The organism is Robertmurraya mangrovi (genome assembly GCF_034427655.1).
Taxonomy (GTDB): Bacteria; Bacillota; Bacilli; order Bacillales; family Cytobacillaceae; genus Robertmurraya_A; species Robertmurraya_A mangrovi.
Map to the genome: position 1 here is coordinate 148,078 of NZ_JAXOFX010000004.1, position 20,043 is coordinate 168,120.

Sequence of the window (20,043 nt, forward strand, 5' to 3'; positions counted from 1 at the left end):
GATGAATACACAAGGTAACTATACACCTAAAAATCATATTCGTTTTGTAACGGCTTCAAGTTTATTCGACGGTCATGATGCATCCATTAATATCATGCGTCGTATTCTTCAAGCGAGTGGAGCAGAGGTTATCCATTTAGGGCATAACCGATCAGTTGAAGAAGTAGTAAACGCAGCTATCCAAGAAGATGCACAGGGGATTGCGATTTCTTCATACCAAGGCGGACATGTAGAGTATTTTAAATATATGTATGATCTTTTAAAAGAAAAAGGAGCTCCTCACATCCGTATTTATGGAGGAGGCGGTGGGGTTATTATCCCTCGCGAAATTAAAGAGCTTCACAACTACGGAATTGCTCGTATTTTCTCTCCTGAAGATGGTCGTCAGCACGGTCTTCAAGGAATGATTGATATGATGATTCAAGAGTGTGACTTCCCAACGGTAACTCCGGAAGCTACTGAACACTTAGAGAATTTAAAAACAGGTGATATTAATGCTACTGCTAAGCTGATTACATTAGCTGAGCATCAAGTTGGTATTGAAAAAGAGGCTGCTGCAGCTGTAGAGTCAGTTATGGAGCAAATTAAATCCATTGAGAAATCAGCCCCTGTATTAGGGATTACAGGTACAGGTGGAGCTGGTAAGAGTTCACTTACAGACGAATTAATTCGTCGTTTTATCAATGAAATTCCGGATAAAAAAGTAGCTATTTTATCGGTTGACCCTACCAAGCAAAAAACGGGTGGTGCACTATTAGGTGACCGTATCCGTATGAATGCGATTTTCAATCCTCGTGTTTACATGAGAAGTTTAGCAACGAGAAAATCGAAGAGTGAGCTTTCTCTTGCGATTAAAGATGCCATCTCAGTTGTAAAAGCAGCTGGTTACGACCTTGTCATCGTTGAGACTAGTGGTATTGGTCAAGGTGATGCAGAAATCACTGAAATCTGTGATGTTTCTATGTACATTATGACAAGTGAGTTCGGAGCGCCTTCACAGTTAGAAAAAATCGACATGATTGATTTTGCAGACCTAATTGTAATCAATAAATTTGAGCGTAAAGGTTCTGAAGATGCAAAACGTCAAGTTCAAAAGCAATACCAACGTAGCAGAATGTTATTTGAAAAAGAACTTGATGAGATGCCAGTATACGGTACAATTGCTAGTCAGTTTAATGATGCAGGTACGAACGCATTATTTGCTGCATTAATTGAGGTATTAAACAGTAAAACAAGCACAAACTGGTCCACTTCTTTTAGCAAAAATGCTTTAGTGGAAAAACAAAACGTGGTTATTCCGAATGACCGTCGTTACTATCTAAGAGAAATCTCAGATACGGTTAGAAAATATCACAAAAAAGCAGAAGAGCAAGTAGAATTAGCTCGTAAACTATTCCAGCTTGAGGGTACGATTGAAGCCGTAAAAGAAAGAGAAATAAACGGTGAAGTTTTAACCTCTCTTGAAGCGTTAAAAGCGGAAGTAGAGTCGAAGCTAAGCCCAGAGTCGAAAAAAATTCTTACAACTTGGGAGCAAACGAAAGAAATGTATGCTTCTGACCAATTTGTTACTAGAATCAGAGATAAAGAAATCGTTACGATTTTAAAAACAAAGAGCCTTTCAGGATTAAACATTCCTAAAGTTTCTCTTCCTAAATATAAAGATTACGGCGAAATTATTCGCTGGGTTTATCGTGAAAATGTTCCAGGACAATTCCCTTACACAGCTGGGGTATTCCCGTTCAAACGTGAAGGTGAAGATCCGAAGCGTCAATTCGCTGGAGAAGGAACACCTGAAAGAACAAACCGTCGTTTCCATTATCTATCTAAAGATGATTCAGCTAAACGCTTAAGTACAGCGTTTGATTCAGTAACATTATATGGGGAAGATCCAGACTACCGTCCAGATATATATGGTAAGGTTGGGGAAAGTGGAGTAAGCATCTGTACTTTAGATGATATGAAAAAGTTATATGCAGGATTTGACTTATGTCATCCGTCCACTTCTGTATCAATGACCATTAACGGGCCAGCGCCAATCATTTTAGCTATGTTCATGAATACAGCTATTGAACAGCAAATTGAAGTAAAAGAAAAAGAACTAGGCCGATTGTTAACTCCAGCAGAATTTGCTGAAGTAAGAGCGATGACTTTACAAACAGTCAGAGGAACCGTTCAGGCTGATATTTTAAAAGAAGATCAAGGTCAAAATACATGTATCTTCTCAACTGAATTTGCTCTAAGAATGATGGGAGATATCCAGCAATACTTTATTGACCATAAAGTAAGAAACTATTACTCTGTTTCGATTTCTGGTTATCATATTGCTGAAGCAGGGGCGAACCCGATTTCTCAATTAGCGTTTACGCTAGCTAATGGTTTCACATATGTTGAGTACTATTTAAGCCGCGGCATGAATATTGATGATTTTGCACCGAATCTTTCATTCTTCTTCTCTAACGGTCTTGATCCAGAATATACGGTTATTGGACGTGTAGCACGCCGTATTTGGGCAACAGTTATGAGAGATAAGTATGGTGCAAATGAGCGTAGCCAAAAGCTGAAGTATCATATTCAAACTTCAGGTCGATCTCTGCATGCTCAAGAGATTGATTTCAATGATATCCGTACAACATTACAAGCATTAATGGCTTTACATGATAACTGTAACTCTCTTCATACGAATGCTTACGATGAGGCAATTACTACACCAACAGAAGAATCAGTTCGTCGTGCGATGGCTATTCAAATGATTATTACAAAAGAACACGGCTTAACGAAAAATGAAAACCCACTACAAGGTTCATTTATCGTTGAAGAACTAACGGATTTAGTTGAAGAAATGGTTTTACAAGAATTCGAACGATTAAATGACCGTGGTGGAGTTCTTGGTGCAATGGAAACTCAATATCAACGTGGAAAAATTCAGGATGAGTCTATGCACTATGAAATGAAAAAGCATACGGGTGAGCTTCCAATTATCGGAGTGAACACATACTTAAATCCAAATCCTCCATCAGAAGAAGATGTAGATAATATGGAAATTGCTCGTGCAACAAAAGAAGAGAAGGAATTACAAATTGCTAACTTAACTGAATTCCAACAAAGAAATGGTGATAAAACAGCTGAGTCGATTCAAAAGTTAAAAGAAGCAGCTGTCAATGGTGGAAACATCTTTGAACAACTAATGGAAACAGTTAAAGTAGCAAGTCTTGGACAAATTACACGTGCCCTATACGAAGTGGGCGGACAATATAGAAGAAATATGTAATCCTTGAATCAAATTAAATGGCTTATAGTGTAGACTATAAGCCATTTTTCCCTTCTAAAAGGAAAAGCATATAGGAAATTTAGTTAGATATTTACCAAAATTCCGAACATTTCCGATATAATAATCAAAGAAGCGAAAGCAGCCTGTTTGTATGAAAATAATTACATGCAGATTTTTACTCGGGATGTGAATGGTCTTGAAACAAATATTTCTTTTTGCAGCTATTGTAGGAGCAGTTGCTTCTCTATATTACCTATACCAATGGCAATTAGGAGCCATTCCCTTTTTCCTTTTAGCCATATTTTTCTTTTCTTTGGCTATGATGCAGCTTAAGCGACATGCCAAAAAGAACGACGATCAAGAATAGAGTCCAAACATATTAAAATTAGCTCCATAATTATAAAAATGTCATTGAAATAGCATATAGAACTAGCATAAAGGCAAAGATTTTGTTTATAATGTAAAATATGCAAACAGAGAATACATAATTTTTACAGATAGGCTTTTCTTATTTATTGTCATAATGTAAGAACAGAAACGCCTATTATATGACTCGGTTGTTATTTAGTGAAAGGAAGTGCGGATATTGAGTCTAAAACAATTCTCAAAAGAGGAATTGCAAGAAACATCATTAATTGAAATCGCTTATGAATTATTAAAAGAGAAGAAGCAAGCAATTCCTTTTAAAGAAATTATGGATGAAATTACAGAACTACTTGAGCTTTCAGAAGAGGAAGTAAGAGCAAGAATCGCTCAATTTTATACAGATTTAAATATTGATGGTCGCTTCATGTCACAAGGTGAAAATCGTTGGGGCTTAAGAGTATGGTATCCAGTTGATCAAACGGAAGAAGAAACGGTTACTCAAGTTAAACCTAAGAAGAAGAAAAAGGTTGCTGACGATGAGGATCTAGATATCGAAGAATATGATGAGTTGGAAGAAGACGATATCGATTATGATGATGTCGATGATTTTGACGATGTTGATGAACTAGATGAAGACGACGACGATGACGATTTATTAGAAGAAGACCTTGATGCTGACGACGATGATGATTTTGAAGAAGACGAAGAAGTGATTGAAGACGAAGATTATGATTTAGATGATGAAGAAGATGACGAAGATGAAGATGACTTCGATGCAGAGGACGAGGAAGACCGTTAAAAACAGGGTTGACTTTTTCATTGTAGACTTGTAGAATCATTTTTGGGCTCCTTAAAAAAGGACGATAAAGCATATAATTAGCGCTCCCTTACTTTTATTAGTAAGTGGAGCGTTTTTTGTTTTTTATTTCTTAAGTCACTAGGGATAAAAACAAATGAATGAAACGGGACTGTTATTTTATTTATTAGATGATCACACTTTTTCGAACGCAGTGTAATGTAGGTTGATCGGAGTAATCTTTAGTAAAGATACCTTGCGAGAACCATGAAACAAAAATCATCTCATCCCCTACCGTTAAAATTATATAAATCTATATTTAAGCAAAGTCTAATAGTACAAACTGATTAAGAGGGGGATTTTACATGACAAAGTATATTTTCGTAACAGGTGGCGTTGTATCGTCACTAGGGAAAGGTATTACAGCAGCATCACTAGGAAGATTATTAAAAAACCGAGGATTAAGTGTAACGATTCAAAAGTTTGACCCATACATCAACGTAGACCCAGGTACAATGAGTCCATACCAACATGGTGAGGTTTTCGTAACAGGTGATGGCGCTGAAACAGACTTAGACTTAGGTCACTATGAGCGTTTCATTGATATTAACTTAACAAAGTTTAACAACATTACAACAGGTAAGATTTATTCAACTGTACTTAAAAAGGAACGTCGTGGAGACTACTTAGGTGGAACGGTTCAGGTTATTCCACACATTACAAATGAAATTAAAGAGAGAGTTTTCCGTGCTGGACGTGAAACGGGTGCAGACGTAGTTATTACGGAAATTGGTGGAACAGTTGGAGATATTGAATCACTTCCATTCTTAGAAGCAATCCGTCAAATTAAAAGTGACATCGGACGCGACAACGTTATGTACATCCACTGTACTTTAATTCCTTATATTAAAGCAGCTGGAGAAATGAAAACAAAACCTACTCAACACAGTGTGAAAGAGTTAAGAAGCTTAGGTATTCAACCAAATATTATTGTTGTTCGTACAGAAATGCCTGTATCTCAAGACATGAAAGATAAGATTGCACTATTCTGCGATATCGATACAAAAGCAGTTATCGAAGCACGTGACGCTGATACATTATATGCTGTTCCTCTTGCATTACAAGAACAAAACATGGATCAAATCGTATGTGATCACTTAAAACTTCAATGCCATGATGCGGATATGACGGAGTGGACTAAGTTATTAGATAAAGTTCGCAACTTATCAAAAACAACTAGAATCGCTTTAGTTGGGAAGTACGTTGAGCTTCAAGATGCTTATATTTCAGTAGTTGAAGCGATGAAGCATGCTGGTTATGCATTTGATTCAGAAATTGATATTAAATGGATCAATTCTGAAGAAGTAACGGCTGAAAATGTTAATGAGTTATTAGAAGATGTAGACGGAATTTTAGTACCTGGTGGATTCGGTGACCGTGGTATCGAAGGGAAAATTCTTGCTACTCAATATGCACGTGAAAACAACAAGCCTTTCTTAGGTATTTGCTTAGGTATGCAACTAGCATCTATCGAGTATGCGAGAAACGTACTTGGACTAGAAGGTGCTCACTCTGCAGAAATCGATCCAAAAACACCATATGCTATCATCGACCTTTTACCGGAACAAAAGGATATCGAGGATCTAGGTGGAACTCTTCGTCTTGGACTATATCCATGTAAATTAGAAGAGGGAACAAAAGCATTTGCTGCTTATAATGATGAGGTTGTTTACGAGCGTCACCGTCATCGTTACGAGTTTAACAATCAATACCGTCAAGAGATGGAAAAAGCAGGATTCATCTTCTCTGGCACAAGCCCGGATGGCCGTTTAGTCGAAATCATTGAGCTAAAAGATCACCCTTGGTTCGTAGCATCTCAATTCCATCCTGAATTTACATCAAGACCAGAAAGACCACAACCATTATTTAGAGACTTTATCGAAGCTTCTTTAAAATCTCGTTTATAATAAAGTAGGGCTGACCTCTTGTAAGGGGTCAGCCCATTTTTATGGTTAATCCAGCTCTTCCTCATTCTCAGCAATAATTTCATCTAGTGTGAACTTTAAACCATAATAGACAAACAAAGCGGCCATAGAAGCTGGGTATCCGAAGCGGTTTCCTACCTCATCAGGTAGTAACCCCTTTTTTAGGTTTAAGTCAATATGTACATCACTTATGTCAGCTAGGCTTTCTCCATCCGAATTCACATGAGTAGCAATAGAGATAAAGGGGATTCCTTGTGCTAATAGAGATTTGCCGATTTGAAGTGCCTTTTCATCATGAGTATAACGAGTAACCAGTATAACTCGATCTGCTAATTGAAGTGAATCAACATCTTCAATATGAAGCACTTTAGCATGTGTTAAAGGTTCAGCTCCATGTATGGCCTCTGCCTCAACAGCCTTCATTTCTCCTACTCCATAAACATAAATATTACCGTCACCAACAGTTGCTTGAGCAAGTAACCTTGCCCCATCCTCAAAAGCAAACTCTTCCTTTTCATGTATCCTGTTTAACAATCCAGTTAATTGTGTCGTAAACATTTTAAGCATAAAAGACCCTCCAAAAATCGATAAAGTAGATTCTTTGATTATAGAGAAATGAAGGTTAAAGGTAAAATAAAGTACAAATTTTAGAAAAGATTTATAAAGCAATTTAAAATTTTTTAGTCGTGTTGATTGAAGCGGATGGTGCTTGACTCCTGCGGGAGCAGTGGTACAGGGGAGACCCCACAGTTGCGACAGCAACGAGGAGGCTCCCCGACCACCCCGCGGAAAGCAAGCTCCAGGAGCGGAAATCAACACTCAAACTTAAGAGAGTTGTAAAAAATTTGAATTTGCCTCATTTAGCAATAGTATTTTTAAATTTTCCCGTTTACAATTATTACATGTAGAGGCTAATTGAGAAAAATTCTTAAGAATAGATGAAAAAGTAAAAACTTAGAAGGAATTTCATAAACAAAAATAGAATTAATTGGGAGGCAAAAGGAAAATAGAGTGTAAAATTATATAGTTAGCCATGGAAGAGAAATATTAAACATCTTAGTAAAACAAAAAATGAGGGGAAGAGGTGCCTTTTATGAAAGGGAAAATATTAATTGTTGATGACCAATTTGGTATTCGTATATTGCTAAATGAGGTCCTTCAAAAAGAAGGCTACGACACTTTTCAAGCAGCTAATGGCGTACAGGCTCTTGACATCGTTACAAAACACTCGCCAGATCTAGTTTTACTAGACATGAAAATTCCTGGTATGGATGGTATAGAAATTTTAAAAAGAATGAAAGTAATTGATCAAGATATTCGTGTCATTATTATGACCGCATATGGCGAATTAGATATGATACAAGAAGCAAAAGATTTGGGTGCACTTACTCACTTTGCAAAACCTTTCGATATTGATGATATTAGAGCAGCTGTTAAAAAGTATTTACCAGTTAAATTAAGCTAAATATGTATATTTAGGTAAACTTTTTTAAATGATAGCGTTTGCTTTTTTAACAATTTTAAGACATTGACAAAAACAAGATGTGAAGGATAGCAATTCTTTTTCTGTTTTGATATGATACAGATGAATTCCAGGATTATTTTCATTTTTAATATTGTTTCTTTTTTACATATTGTCTGTTTTTCAAGGGAAACCTTTATACTGGGAAACAATGAAAAAGTGAAGATCGTCATGAATAAGGAGGAAGAAAGATGCCTTTAGTTTCAATGAAAGAAATGTTAAATAAAGCAAAAGCAGAAGGCTATGCAGTTGGTCAATTTAACTTAAATAACCTTGAGTTTACACAAGCGATTCTTCAAGCTGCTGAAGCAGAAAAATCACCTGTTATTTTAGGTGTATCTGAAGGAGCTGCTCGTTATATGGGCGGTTTCAAAACGGTTGTGAAAATGGTTGAAGGTTTATTAGAAGACTACAAAATTACAGTTCCAGTGGCTATTCATTTAGACCATGGTTCTAGTTTCGATAAGTGTAAAGAAGCAATTGACGCTGGTTTCACTTCAGTTATGATTGATGCATCACATGATCCATTTGAGCAAAACATTGAAACTACTTCTAAAGTTGTGGAATATGCGCACTCAAAAGGTGTATCTGTTGAAGCTGAATTAGGAACTGTTGGGGGACAAGAAGACGATGTTATCGCTGAGGGCGTTATCTATGCTGACCCTAAAGAGTGTGAAGAGTTAGTTAAACGTACAGGAATTGACTGCCTAGCACCAGCATTAGGTTCAGTTCACGGTCCTTACAAGGGTGAACCAAACCTTGGATTCAAAGAAATGGAAGAGATTGGGAACGCTACAGGTGTACCTCTAGTTCTTCACGGAGGAACTGGAATCCCAACGAAAGATATCCAAAAGGCTATTTCTTTCGGAACAGCTAAAGTTAACGTTAATACAGAAAACCAAATTGCATCAGCAAAAGTGGTACGTGAAGTATTAGCGAAAGATAGTGAAGTTTATGACCCACGTAAATATTTAGGACCTGCTCGTGAAGCAATTAAAGAGACAGTAATCGGCAAAATGCGCGAATTTGGTTCTTCAAACAAAGCATAATATTTTTCAAAAATATACAGAAACCGCCTTTTTTATGAAAGGCGGTTTCAGTGCATTTTAATGAAAATGAAAATATAGTCGAATAATGAAAATGGGGAGTGGATTTTGTCTATGAAGATTTTTATCGATACTGCTAATATGGAAGAGATTAAAGAGGCTTTTTCACTTGGAATTATTGCTGGTGTAACGACTAATCCTTCACTAGTGGCAAAAGAAAAGAATGTTACTTTTGAGGATCGCCTTCGAGAAATTACGGAATTGGTGCCAGGTTCAGTAAGTGCAGAGGTGATTGCCCTGGATGCAGAGGGAATGATTAAGGAAGGAAAAGAGCTTGCAAAAATCGCTCCTAATATTACGATTAAGGTACCGATGACTCCGGATGGTTTAAAGGCTGTACATGCTTTTTCAAAGGATGGCATCAAAACGAATGTCACTTTAATTTTTAATGCCAATCAGGCTTTACTTGCTGCTAGAGCAGGTGCTACATACGTATCCCCATTTATTGGTAGATTAGATGATATCGGTCAAAATGGACTGGATTTAATCTCAACCATTTCAGAGATATTTGAAGTTCATCAAATAGAGACAGAAATTATCGCTGCCTCCATACGCCACCCACAGCATGTAACGGAAGCTGCCATTAGAGGTGCGCATATTGCGACCATTCCATACAAAGTGATAATGCAACTTTTCCACCATCCTTTAACGGATAAGGGAATTGAGGCATTCTTAAAAGATTGGAATAACCGATCTTAAAGCTTTCAACTTATGAAATAATTCCCTCTTGTCAGTAATGGAAAATAAATTTTTGCAAAAAAATACAACTTTTTTCAATATGCATACATGAACTTTGCATTTTCGTGTAAACTATATGGATAAGGATAATATGTCGGATTTTGCCTAATTGTACTGGAAAAAAGTACCTCGAATAAATTTTGCTATCTTAAGTTATATAGGTAATGCTCCGGCAAAAATATTAGTAAGCCATATAAATGCAATGTTTGTGGAGAAATAAGATATTTTACATACTGAACTATATAGACCGGAACAGGTCTATATAGTTTAAGTTTGATTCAAAGTTGATGTCTTCTTATTACTTTACAGTTGCACTTGACAACTCGGCTTAGAAGGGAGTCACAAATGGAAAAGCTTATGATTGCAGGTGGCTATCCATTAAAAGGAACAGTCAGAATCAGTGGGGCAAAAAATAGTGCAGTTGCATTGATTCCAGCTACAATACTAGCAGAATCAACGGTTACAATTGAAGGGATACCTGATATATCTGACGTTCAAATTTTAAAAGGATTGCTTGAAGAAGTAGGTGGGTCCGTCGAATTTAAAGATGGTAATATGACAGTAGACCCTTCATCCATGATTTCCATGCCGTTACCTAACGGAAAAGTGAAAAAACTCCGTGCATCCTATTACTTAATGGGAGCAATGCTTGGACGCTTTAAAAAGGCGGTTATCGGGTTACCAGGAGGATGCCATTTAGGACCTAGACCGATTGACCAACATATTAAAGGGTTTGAAGCATTAGGTGCACGTGTAACGAACGAACAAGGTGCCATCTATTTAAGGGCAGATGAACTTCGTGGAGCTAGGATTTACTTAGATGTAGTTAGTGTCGGTGCAACAATTAATATTATGTTAGCTGCTGTGCGTGCAAAAGGTCGGACGATCATTGAAAATGCAGCAAAAGAACCAGAAATTATAGATGTAGCTACGCTTTTAACAAATATGGGTGCTAAAATTAAAGGTGCTGGAACGGATGTTATTCGGATTGACGGAGTAGACGAACTTCATGGATGTCAACACACCATCATTCCTGACCGAATTGAAGCGGGTACTTATTTAATACTAGGGGCTTCAGTAGGGGAAGGTCTTTTAATCGATAATATCATTCCACAGCATCTAGAATCTCTTATTGCAAAGTTACGAGAAATGGGTGCTCATATTGAAGCTGGAGATGACCAGGTTTTTGTAGGGAAGTCAGAGTCATTAAAAGCAGTAGATATTAAAACACTTGTCTATCCTGGGTTTCCTACCGATCTTCAACAACCATTTACCTCTTTATTAACAAGAGCAGAAGGTACAAGTATGGTAACCGATACAATCTACGGAGCTCGTTTTAAACATATTGATGAGCTAAGAAGAATGAATGCCAATATTAAGGTAGAAGGTCGCTCTGCTATCATTAATGGACAAGCACAATTGCAAGGTGCAAAGGTAAAGGCAAGTGATTTACGAGCGGGAGCTGCATTAGTCATTGCTGGATTAATGGCTGAAGGAATTACAGAAGTAACTGGACTTGAACATATTGATCGAGGTTACAGTGAACTTGTAGAAAAACTGCAAGGGCTTGGTGCAACTATCTGGCGTGAAGCATTAACGAAAGAGGAAATTGAGCAGATAAAAAATGCTTAATGAACTACGTTAAGCTGTACTAATTTTTTGTTAGTAATTTATTTAAATATAGAGATAAACAACAAGATTTTGGGGAGGAAGAAACGGATGGAAAGAAGTTTATCAATGGAACTTGTCCGTGTAACAGAAGGAGCTGCCTTAGCTTCTGCACGTTGGATGGGAAGAGGGTTAAAAGACGAAGCAGATGGTGCAGCAACATCAGCAATGAGAGACGTATTTGATACAGTTCCTATGAAAGGGACAGTTGTCATTGGTGAAGGGGAAATGGATGAAGCTCCAATGCTTTATATCGGAGAAAAACTAGGAACAGGCTACGGCCCTAGAGTGGACGTAGCGGTGGATCCGTTAGAAGGAACAAGCATTGTAGCATCAGGTGGATGGAATGCCTTAGCGGTTTTAGCTGTTGCAGACCATGGCAACTTACTTCATGCTCCAGATATGTATATGGATAAAATTGCTGTAGGTCCAGAGGCAGTTGGATTAGTCGATATTAATGCTTCTGTATTGGATAACCTTAAAGCCGTTGCAAAAGCAAAAAATAAAGATATTGAAGATGTTGTGGCTACGGTTTTGAATCGTCCTCGTCATCAACAAATTATCGCAGAGCTCAGGGAAGCGGGAGCTCGTATTAAGTTAATTAATGATGGTGATGTTGCAGGAGCAATCAATACTGCTTTTGATACGACTGGTGTAGATATTTTATTTGGTTCTGGCGGTGCACCTGAAGGGGTACTAGCAGCAGTTGCATTAAAATGTCTAGGTGGAGAAATTCAAGGTAAGCTTCTTCCACAAAGCGATGCAGAATTAGAACGCTGTGTTAAGATGGGCTTAGATGTGAATAAAGTTCTTCTTATGGAAGACTTAGTAAAAGGCGATGATGCTATTTTTGCTGCAACAGGTGTAACAGATGGAGAACTACTTCGTGGAGTGCAGTTTAAAGGTTCTTACGGATCAACACACTCGCTTGTTATGAGAGCTAAATCTGGTACAGTTCGTTTTGTAGAAGGTCGTCATAGCTTGAAGAAAAAGCCTAATCTAGTCATTAAACCATAATAAAATTTTTAAAATAAATTTTGCAAACCCTTACAATAGAGGTATTCTTGTTTTTTAACAAGGATACCTCCTCAATCAATCCTTCCTCTTTTATTCCTTTAAAACTAAAGCCTATAAAAAACTAGTTGATTATTTTTTAGTCTAAGGGGTAAAATAGAGATTGTTTTTGTTTAATTAAGCTAAATGAGACAAGTTCTATCAATGAATGCTAGAAACCATGGAACTTTTTCATACTTATTATTTGCAGGTTTTCCATCGAAAGCTAGCAGGTTGAAAGATATAATATGCCTATCTTTACTCTCTTCTAAAACTTCATGAAGCCTCAAACTAACTTATCCTTTTCCAAAAGTGGAATACTAAAATTTTTAAGAGTGGTGTCATAATGGAATTAACAATTTCTAGTTTAGAAAATATGAAATTAAAAGAACTTTATGAGTTAGCGAAAACTTTTAAAGTCTCTTACTACAGTAAATTAACGAAGAAAGAGCTTATTTTTGCAATCTTAAAAGCTCGAGCAGAACAAGAAGGATACTTCTTTATGGAAGGTGTTCTTGAAATCATTCAGTCGGAAGGGTTTGGTTTCTTAAGACCAATTAATTACTCTCCAAGCTCTGAAGATATTTACATTTCTGCCTCTCAAATTAGAAGATTTGATTTACGTAATGGGGATAAGGTATCTGGTAAGGTACGTCCTCCTAAAGAGAATGAGCGTTATTTTGGACTTTTACATGTTGGAGCGGTCAATGGGGATGACCCAGAGTCAGCAAAAGAGCGTGTTCACTTCCCGGCATTAACGCCTTTATATCCAGACCGACAAATGAAGCTAGAGACGACGCCGAAGCATACATCTACTCGAATTATTGACTTAATTGCACCGGTTGGGTTTGGGCAACGTGGATTAATCGTAGCTCCACCTAAAGCAGGTAAAACGATGTTATTAAAGCAAATTGCTAATAGCATTACAACGAATCATCCAGATGCGGAGTTGATCGTTCTACTAATTGATGAGCGCCCGGAAGAGGTAACAGATATTGAGCGTTCAGTTGCTGGTGATGTAGTTAGTTCAACGTTTGATGAAGTACCAGAGAATCACATTAAAGTAGCTGAGCTTGTACTAGAGCGTGCGATGCGTCTAGTTGAACATAAACGTGACGTTATTATTTTAATGGATAGTATTACTCGTCTTGCTCGTGCTTATAACCTTGTTATTCCTCCAAGTGGACGTACACTATCAGGGGGGATTGACCCTGCTGCATTCCACCGTCCAAAACGCTTCTTTGGAGCGGCACGTAACATTGAAGAAGGTGGAAGCTTAACGATTCTAGCAACGGCACTAGTAGATACTGGTTCTAGAATGGATGACGTAATCTACGAAGAATTTAAAGGTACAGGAAATATGGAACTTCATCTTGATCGTTCACTCGCAGAACGTCGTATTTTCCCTGCGATTGATATTCGCCGTTCCGGAACTCGTAAAGAAGAACTTCTGATTCCTAAAGAACATCTTGATAAACTTTGGGCAATTCGCAAGTCTATGTCCGATACACCAGACTTCATTGATAAGTTTATGCGTAAGTTAAAACAAACAAAATCAAATGAAGAATTCTTTGCCCAGCTTGATGAAGAGATGAAGGCGAAAAGATCTTCTAGGGAGTAAATCCCATATTGCAAAATTAAAACGAGCTTGTTATAATAACAACAGTGTGTTTTTGATAAATATAGTACTTATTATGGTGCTATAATATAACTCTGTTTCGAAAGATTCAGGGCGGAAGGAGATGAAAAGAATGAAAGCAGGAATTCATCCAAAGTACAATAAAGTAATGGTGACATGTGCTTGTGGTAACACGTTTGAAACGGGTTCTGTTAAAAACGAAATCCGTATCGAGACTTGTTCTGAGTGCCATCCATTCTATACTGGACGTCAAAAATTCGCTGAAGCTGGCGGACGTGTTGACCGTTTCAATAAAAAATACGGCCTTAAATCACAACAACAATAATAAGTTTTATTTAAGAACAGGCAAGTTTTCACTTCTTGCCTGTTTTTTAATTAAGGCAGCTGTTTTAAATTGATCTTGTGAAGTCCAGCTTACGCTAACAGACTACCTTACATAGCGAAGCTTTATAATATAAAAAATACAAATCTCCAGTTACTACTTGATTTAAGAACGAGGAAGGAGAGGCCGTTCATGTACGTAATGAAACATCACGGTTGGGTAGAAGTCATTTGCGGGAGCATGTTCTCAGGAAAATCAGAAGAATTGATTAGACGTGTGAGAAGAGCTCAGTTTGCAAAGCAAAAAATAGCTGTTTTTAAACCACAAATTGATAATCGCTATAGTGAAGAAGCGGTTGTATCTCATAATGGAACTTCATTTATTGCAACTCCGATTGCACATTCTACTGATATTTTTCAATATATTGATGCTGACGTTGACCTCATTGCTATTGATGAAGTTCAATTTTTTGATTCAGAAGTAGTTAAGGTCATTCAACATCTTGCTGACAGTGGCCACCGCGTCATTGCTGCGGGACTTGATCAAGACTTCAGAGGTGAACCTTTCGGGGAAATGCCGGCACTAATGGCCATTGCTGAACTTGTGACTAAATTACAAGCGGTATGTGCGGTTTGTGGTTCGCCTGCAAGTCGTACCCAGCGCTTAATCAACGGAAGTCCAGCTTCTTACGATGATCCGGTTATTTTAGTTGGAGCTTCAGAGTCATACGAGCCTCGTTGTCGTCATCATCATGAAGTACCGAAAACACCCAATGTTATTAAACCAACAGAAATAATTGTTAATAGTGATAACTAGTAATAGCCATCATATATAGCCTTTATAAAAAACAGGCACCTGTAATGATAATGTAAAATAAGAGCACATGTGCCTTTTATATTACAATTCAATTACAGGTGCCTGTCACTATTTACAGGATAATCTTATTAAGAGCGGACATCCTATGAGTAGGAGGTGTACATGATGAAAAAGATTTTCGTATTCCTTTTACTCTTAGTTGTTGCATTGACCGGTTGTTCTCAAAATCAAAATGCAGAAGGTTATTATGATAATAATCATGACAAAAATGGACGTACCTTTGTTAAAACCAGGACATTTGGATTTGATGATGAGTATTCAATGGATAGAGATATGTCAGAGCAAAATCCTAATTTTCCTGACTTTGACCGAAACCGCGTAAACCATGAATCAATTGTAGAAAAGGCGAGAACGGTCATAAATAACACAGACGAATTTGAGCCAGGACAAATTTGGATGAATGGCCGCCGCATGTGGGTAACAGCCTACAAAAAAGGTCAACTGTCACAACAGGAAAAAATTGATGCAGAAGCGCGACTACACAAGCTATTAATAAAAGCAATCCCAACCTATGATGTAGAAGTTACAGTTCGAGAAGATAGAAGATAAACATGCTCGTAACGGGAGCATGTTTTTTTACATAGGAGGTTCCTTAACTATATAGTTATTAAATTACTCATGATTATTTTAATCTTAGTTGATTGGAGCGGAAGGCACTTGACTCCTGCGGGAAATAGAGAGAATGGGAGACCCCACAGGCGGCACGCCGAGGAGGCTCCCATCTCTCCCAGCGGAAAGCAAGTGCCTGGAGCGGAAATCAACGGACAAACTTAAACAACCCATTAAAAAATTTCATCATGATTTGGTTTTGACTGCAACAATCACCTATACTATAATTATAATGTTATGGGTAAGAACGGATTGAATCGTAAGTAACATATAATTAATTACTTTTTACTATATAGATGAGGTGAATGATTTTGTTTGATCGTCTTCAAGCTGTTGAAGATCGTTACGAAAGACTGAATGAGCTTTTGAGCGATCCTGATATTGTTAATGATACAAAAAAGCTACGTGATTATTCCAAAGAGCAATCTGATATTTCCGAAACAGTTCAAACCTATCGTGAATATAAAGAAGCTAAAGAGCAATTCCAAGATGCTAAAGCAATGTTGGAAGAAAAGCTAGATGCTGAAATGCGCGAAATGGTAAAAGAAGAAATCAATGAACTAGAAGACAGAATTGAAGAATTAGAAGGACGTCTCAAAATCCTTTTAATCCCTAAAGACCCTAATGACGATAAAAACGTTATTATGGAGATTCGTGGGGCTGCTGGTGGAGATGAGGCCGCTTTATTCGCTGGTGACCTTTACCGTATGTATAGCCGTTATGCAGAGGCTCAAGGCTGGAAAACAGAAGTCATTGAAGCTAGTTCAACGGGTGTTGGAGGATTCAAAGAGATTATTTTTATGATTAACGGAAATGGTGCTTATTCAAAATTAAAATTCGAAAATGGTGCTCATCGTGTTCAACGTGTTCCAGAGACAGAATCTGGTGGCCGTATTCATACTTCAACCGCGACTGTTGCAGTACTTCCAGAAGCAGAAGAAGTAGAGGTAGAGATTCACGATAAAGATATCCGCTTTGATACGTACGCTTCCTCTGGTGCAGGTGGTCAAAGTGTTAATACAACGATGTCGGCCGTTCGTCTAACGCATATCCCTACAGGCATTGTTGTTACATGTCAGGATGAAAAATCCCAGCATAAAAATAAAGACAAAGCAATGAAAGTATTACGCGCTCGCGTGTACGATAAATTCCAACAAGAAGTGCAGGCTGAATACGATCAAAACCGTAAGTCAGCGGTTGGTACAGGTGACCGCTCTGAGCGTATCCGCACGTACAACTTCCCGCAAAACCGTGTAACGGATCACCGTATTGGTCTAACGATTCAAAAACTAGACCAAATCTTGCAAGGTAAGCTAGACGAAGTGGTTAATGCTTTAATCATGGAAGATCAGTCTAGCAAGCTGGAAGCTGCATCAAATGAGTAAAAAAGTGTACGAAGCCCTAAATTGGGCTTCTTCTTTTTTAGAGGAGCACGGTAGAGATCAAAACGCGGGAGAACTATTATTACGTCACTATACAAATCAAAGTCGTGCAATGCTATTAGCAAGTCTTCAAGATGTACTTAGTCCAGAGGTATTTGAAGAATTCTCAAATGCAGTTCATTTGCATGCGGAAGGCAAACCAATCCAATATATTATGGGGTATGAAGAGTTTTATGGGAGAACTTTTTCTGTCAATGAAGAGGTTTTAATTCCTAGACCAGAGACGGAAGAGTTGGTGTATGGAATGCTAAACAGGATTCATACATTTTTTGAGGGAACAAAGGAACTGGACTTAATTGACGTGGGTACGGGTAGTGGAGCTATCGCCATAACATTAAAGTTAGAAAAGCCTACTTTAAATGTGATCGCTTCCGATATTGCGAATGAGTCACTTGAAGTAGCTAGAAATAATGCTGATAAGCTCCAAGCAGATGTTGAGTTTGTTCATGGAGACCTATTAAAGCCTTTTATCGAGAGTGGTCGTAAATTTGATATCGTTATCTCTAATCCACCGTATATTCCAGTGGGGGATATGGAAAGCATGTCAGTTGTTGTAAAGGATTATGAACCACACCGCGCATTATTTGCTGGGGAAGATGGATTGAACATATACAAGCAATTCATGATTGAACTTCCTCAGGTTATAAAAGAAAAAGCGATTGTCGCTTTTGAAGTAGGATTTGGCCAAAGTCAGGCTGTATCAGAATTACTTCAACAAGCCTTTCCTCAGGCTAAAGTTGAAGTGGTGTATGACATAAACGGAAAAGATCGAATGGTCTTTGCTGAAATTGAATAATTTTTTCATCCTCCTATCATAAGGAGGATTTTTTACATTGGTGTAAGAATAATGAAGTGATAAACAAATCTATTAAAATTTTTAATATTTTTTTAAAATTGCTAGTTTAAGATTTCAACAAACTGTCCACACTGTTTACAGAAGGGACGGTGCTAGTAAATGAAAACACAAACATTAGCGAAAATATATATATTAATCTTATCTGTAGGAACAATCCTTAGTTTATATATACCAAAGAATGAAGTAGTGGCAAGTGACGCCATCGTTATTCCAAATGAAGCGATTCGATTACGAATCTTAGCAAATAGCGATTTAGAAGCAGATCAAGAGTTAAAAAGAGAAGTAAGAGATGCAGTCAACGCTAAAATTACAGAATGGGTGTCAGACTTAACTTCACTAGAAGATGCAAGAAGCCTACTACAATCACGCTTACCTGAAATCGAACAAATTGCTAGAAATGTATTAGAAAAAAATAACTCAAACCAAACAGTAAAAACAGACTTTGGAAGAGTAGACTTCCCTACAAAGTTATACGGCGAATTCTTATATCCAGCAGGTGAATACGAAGCAATCCTCATTACACTAGGTGAAGGAAAAGGTGCAAACTGGTGGTGTGTACTATTCCCACCATTATGCTTCCTAGACTTCTCAAACGGTGTAGCCGTAAGTGACGGATTTGACGAAGAACAAGCAGAAGTAAAAACAGCTAAAAACGAAACAGAAGAAAAAACAACACCAGTAAAAACAGTAAAAGAAGAAAAAGTTGAAGAGAAAAAATCAACTGAACAAAACAAACCACAAGAACCTGTCTTTGTGGAAGACAAAGAAGAAGATGTCGAGGTAAAATTCTTCTTGAAAGAACTGTGGACAAATATATTTGGGTAAAATATGTTGAAAAGAAGGGCTGACTCTAAAGGTTGTATAAAACTTTCAGAGCTAGCTTTTTCTTTTTTTCAATCTACTATAGTCCATCTAGTTGATTGGAGCGGAAGGGGGCGACTCCTGCGGGAAAAGCGTGTCCAGGTGAGACCCCACAGGAGCGAAGCGACGAGGAGGATCACGGACCGCACGCGGAAAGCGTCCCCCTGGAGCGGAAATCAACTTTGTTAAGCCAATCTTAGAAAAAAACTAGAATTGATTCTATTATTAGTTCTACTTTCACTATTTTTTCATATTAATAGAATTGAGAAAGCAAACTAAATCAATTACTAAATATGAAAAATAGAGGTGGGCTCATGGAAACAATCGTACGTTGTGCAAAAACAGAAGACACAAATAAACTAACAACTTTTTTAGAAAATGCAAGCTTAAGCGCAGAAGGTATAGAGCAAGCCATTGATTATTTTTTAGTATTAGAAGATGATAAAGGGAATATTAACGCTACACTAGGAATTGAACCGCTAGGAGAAATAGGCTTATTACGCTCGTTAGTCATGACATCGAAAACATCAGAAAAAGAATTATTAATGATGTTCGAACAAATGTTATTATTAGCAAGAGACAAGCACTTAAAATCACTATATTTAGCAACAAATAAATCAGGTACCCTACCATTCTTTAGTATGATGGGATTTGTAAAAGAAGAAAAAAACTTATTGCCGGAAGAGCTGTTTCAATCAGATCACGTGAAACATATCTTAACTGTGGATAACTCACTATTTATGAAATTAACAATCTAATTTGTGGATATATCCACAAAGTTATTCACAAAACGGCAATTATTGTCCACATTTTGTGGATAACACTTGAGTTATCTATCATCTTCTTTTATACTTTCATACGTACTAGAGTAGAACTAGGTCGAAAAATGTCTATATTACTGCAATATTCGTATGGAAATAGAAGTTTAACTGAAGG

General features: G+C 37.4%; 18 protein-coding genes. 17 read left to right on the top strand and 1 reads right to left on the bottom strand.

The annotated features are described in order from the left end of the window. Position 1: 1 nt before the first annotated feature. From icmF to pyrG, 4 genes are all read left to right on the top strand, one after another. Positions 2–3,268 (top strand): fused isobutyryl-CoA mutase/GTPase IcmF, encoded by a 3,267-nt coding sequence (gene icmF, locus SM124_RS08460; RefSeq protein WP_322446077.1) that lies wholly within the window; start codon positions 2–4, stop codon positions 3,266–3,268. A 196-nt stretch (positions 3,269–3,464) separates the two neighbouring features. Then, on the top strand, positions 3,465–3,635 hold the full coding sequence (locus SM124_RS08465; protein WP_322446078.1) for a hypothetical protein: 171 nt from the start codon (positions 3,465–3,467) through the stop codon (positions 3,633–3,635). A gap of 219 nt (positions 3,636–3,854) precedes the next feature. Then, positions 3,855–4,433 carry a DNA-directed RNA polymerase subunit delta gene (rpoE, locus tag SM124_RS08470; protein ID WP_322446079.1) on the top strand — a complete coding sequence of 193 codons (579 nt, stop codon included), beginning with the start codon at positions 3,855–3,857 and terminating at the stop codon, positions 4,431–4,433. Between the two features lie 362 nt (positions 4,434–4,795). Further along, complete coding sequence (gene pyrG / locus SM124_RS08475) at positions 4,796–6,397, top strand: CTP synthase (RefSeq protein WP_322446080.1); 1,602 nt, start codon at positions 4,796–4,798, stop codon at positions 6,395–6,397. A 45-nt stretch (positions 6,398–6,442) separates the two neighbouring features. On the opposite strand, the gene SM124_RS08480 is transcribed toward pyrG, so the two are convergent. Continuing rightward, positions 6,443–6,982 carry a DUF2529 domain-containing protein gene (locus SM124_RS08480; RefSeq protein ID WP_322446081.1) on the bottom strand — a complete coding sequence of 180 codons (540 nt, stop codon included), beginning with the start codon at positions 6,980–6,982 and terminating at the stop codon, positions 6,443–6,445. Positions 6,983–7,508: 526 nt separating this feature from the next. Here SM124_RS08480 and SM124_RS08485 point away from each other — a divergent pair. The 13 genes from SM124_RS08485 (at position 7,509) to SM124_RS08545 (ending at position 19,865) form a co-directional block, all read left to right on the top strand. Further along, the gene (locus SM124_RS08485; protein ID WP_322446082.1) at positions 7,509–7,880 is read left to right on the top strand and encodes a response regulator; all 372 of its coding nucleotides are present in this window, start codon (positions 7,509–7,511) and stop codon (positions 7,878–7,880) included. Between the two features lie 248 nt (positions 7,881–8,128). Next, positions 8,129–8,986: a class II fructose-bisphosphate aldolase gene (locus tag SM124_RS08490; protein WP_322446083.1), complete on the top strand. Its 858-nt coding sequence runs from the start codon at positions 8,129–8,131 to the stop codon at positions 8,984–8,986. Positions 8,987–9,097: 111 nt separating this feature from the next. Beyond that, on the top strand, positions 9,098–9,742 hold the full coding sequence (gene fsa / locus SM124_RS08495) for a fructose-6-phosphate aldolase (protein WP_322446084.1): 645 nt from the start codon (positions 9,098–9,100) through the stop codon (positions 9,740–9,742). Between the two features lie 384 nt (positions 9,743–10,126). Further along, complete coding sequence (gene murA, locus SM124_RS08500; protein ID WP_322446085.1) at positions 10,127–11,413, top strand: UDP-N-acetylglucosamine 1-carboxyvinyltransferase; 1,287 nt, start codon at positions 10,127–10,129, stop codon at positions 11,411–11,413. Between the two features lie 87 nt (positions 11,414–11,500). Continuing rightward, positions 11,501–12,466 (top strand): class II fructose-bisphosphatase, encoded by a 966-nt coding sequence (gene glpX / locus SM124_RS08505; protein WP_322446086.1) that lies wholly within the window; start codon positions 11,501–11,503, stop codon positions 12,464–12,466. A gap of 382 nt (positions 12,467–12,848) precedes the next feature. Continuing rightward, on the top strand, positions 12,849–14,123 hold the full coding sequence (rho, locus tag SM124_RS08510) for a transcription termination factor Rho (protein WP_407691389.1): 1,275 nt from the start codon (positions 12,849–12,851) through the stop codon (positions 14,121–14,123). 130 nt (positions 14,124–14,253) lie between these two features. Continuing rightward, positions 14,254–14,466: a 50S ribosomal protein L31 gene (rpmE, locus tag SM124_RS08515; RefSeq protein ID WP_322446087.1), complete on the top strand. Its 213-nt coding sequence runs from the start codon at positions 14,254–14,256 to the stop codon at positions 14,464–14,466. A gap of 189 nt (positions 14,467–14,655) precedes the next feature. Then, complete coding sequence (locus SM124_RS08520; protein ID WP_322446088.1) at positions 14,656–15,279, top strand: thymidine kinase; 624 nt, start codon at positions 14,656–14,658, stop codon at positions 15,277–15,279. Between the two features lie 162 nt (positions 15,280–15,441). Then, on the top strand, positions 15,442–15,888 hold the full coding sequence (locus SM124_RS08525; RefSeq protein WP_322446089.1) for a lipoprotein: 447 nt from the start codon (positions 15,442–15,444) through the stop codon (positions 15,886–15,888). Positions 15,889–16,259: 371 nt separating this feature from the next. Beyond that, positions 16,260–17,333, top strand: coding sequence for a peptide chain release factor 1 (gene prfA, locus SM124_RS08530; protein WP_322446090.1), 1,074 nt, complete (start codon positions 16,260–16,262; stop codon positions 17,331–17,333). Beyond that, the gene (gene prmC, locus SM124_RS08535; protein WP_322446091.1) at positions 17,326–18,186 is read left to right on the top strand and encodes a peptide chain release factor N(5)-glutamine methyltransferase; all 861 of its coding nucleotides are present in this window, start codon (positions 17,326–17,328) and stop codon (positions 18,184–18,186) included. Before prfA ends, prmC begins: the two co-directional genes overlap by 8 nt. A gap of 159 nt (positions 18,187–18,345) precedes the next feature. Next, a complete protein-coding gene (spoIIR, locus tag SM124_RS08540) occupies positions 18,346–19,071 on the top strand; it encodes a stage II sporulation protein R (RefSeq protein WP_322446092.1) in 726 nt (241 codons plus the stop codon). A gap of 350 nt (positions 19,072–19,421) precedes the next feature. After that, entirely contained in the window at positions 19,422–19,865 is a 444-nt protein-coding gene (locus SM124_RS08545; protein ID WP_322446093.1) for a GNAT family N-acetyltransferase, read from the top strand. Positions 19,866–20,043 lie beyond the last annotated feature (178 nt).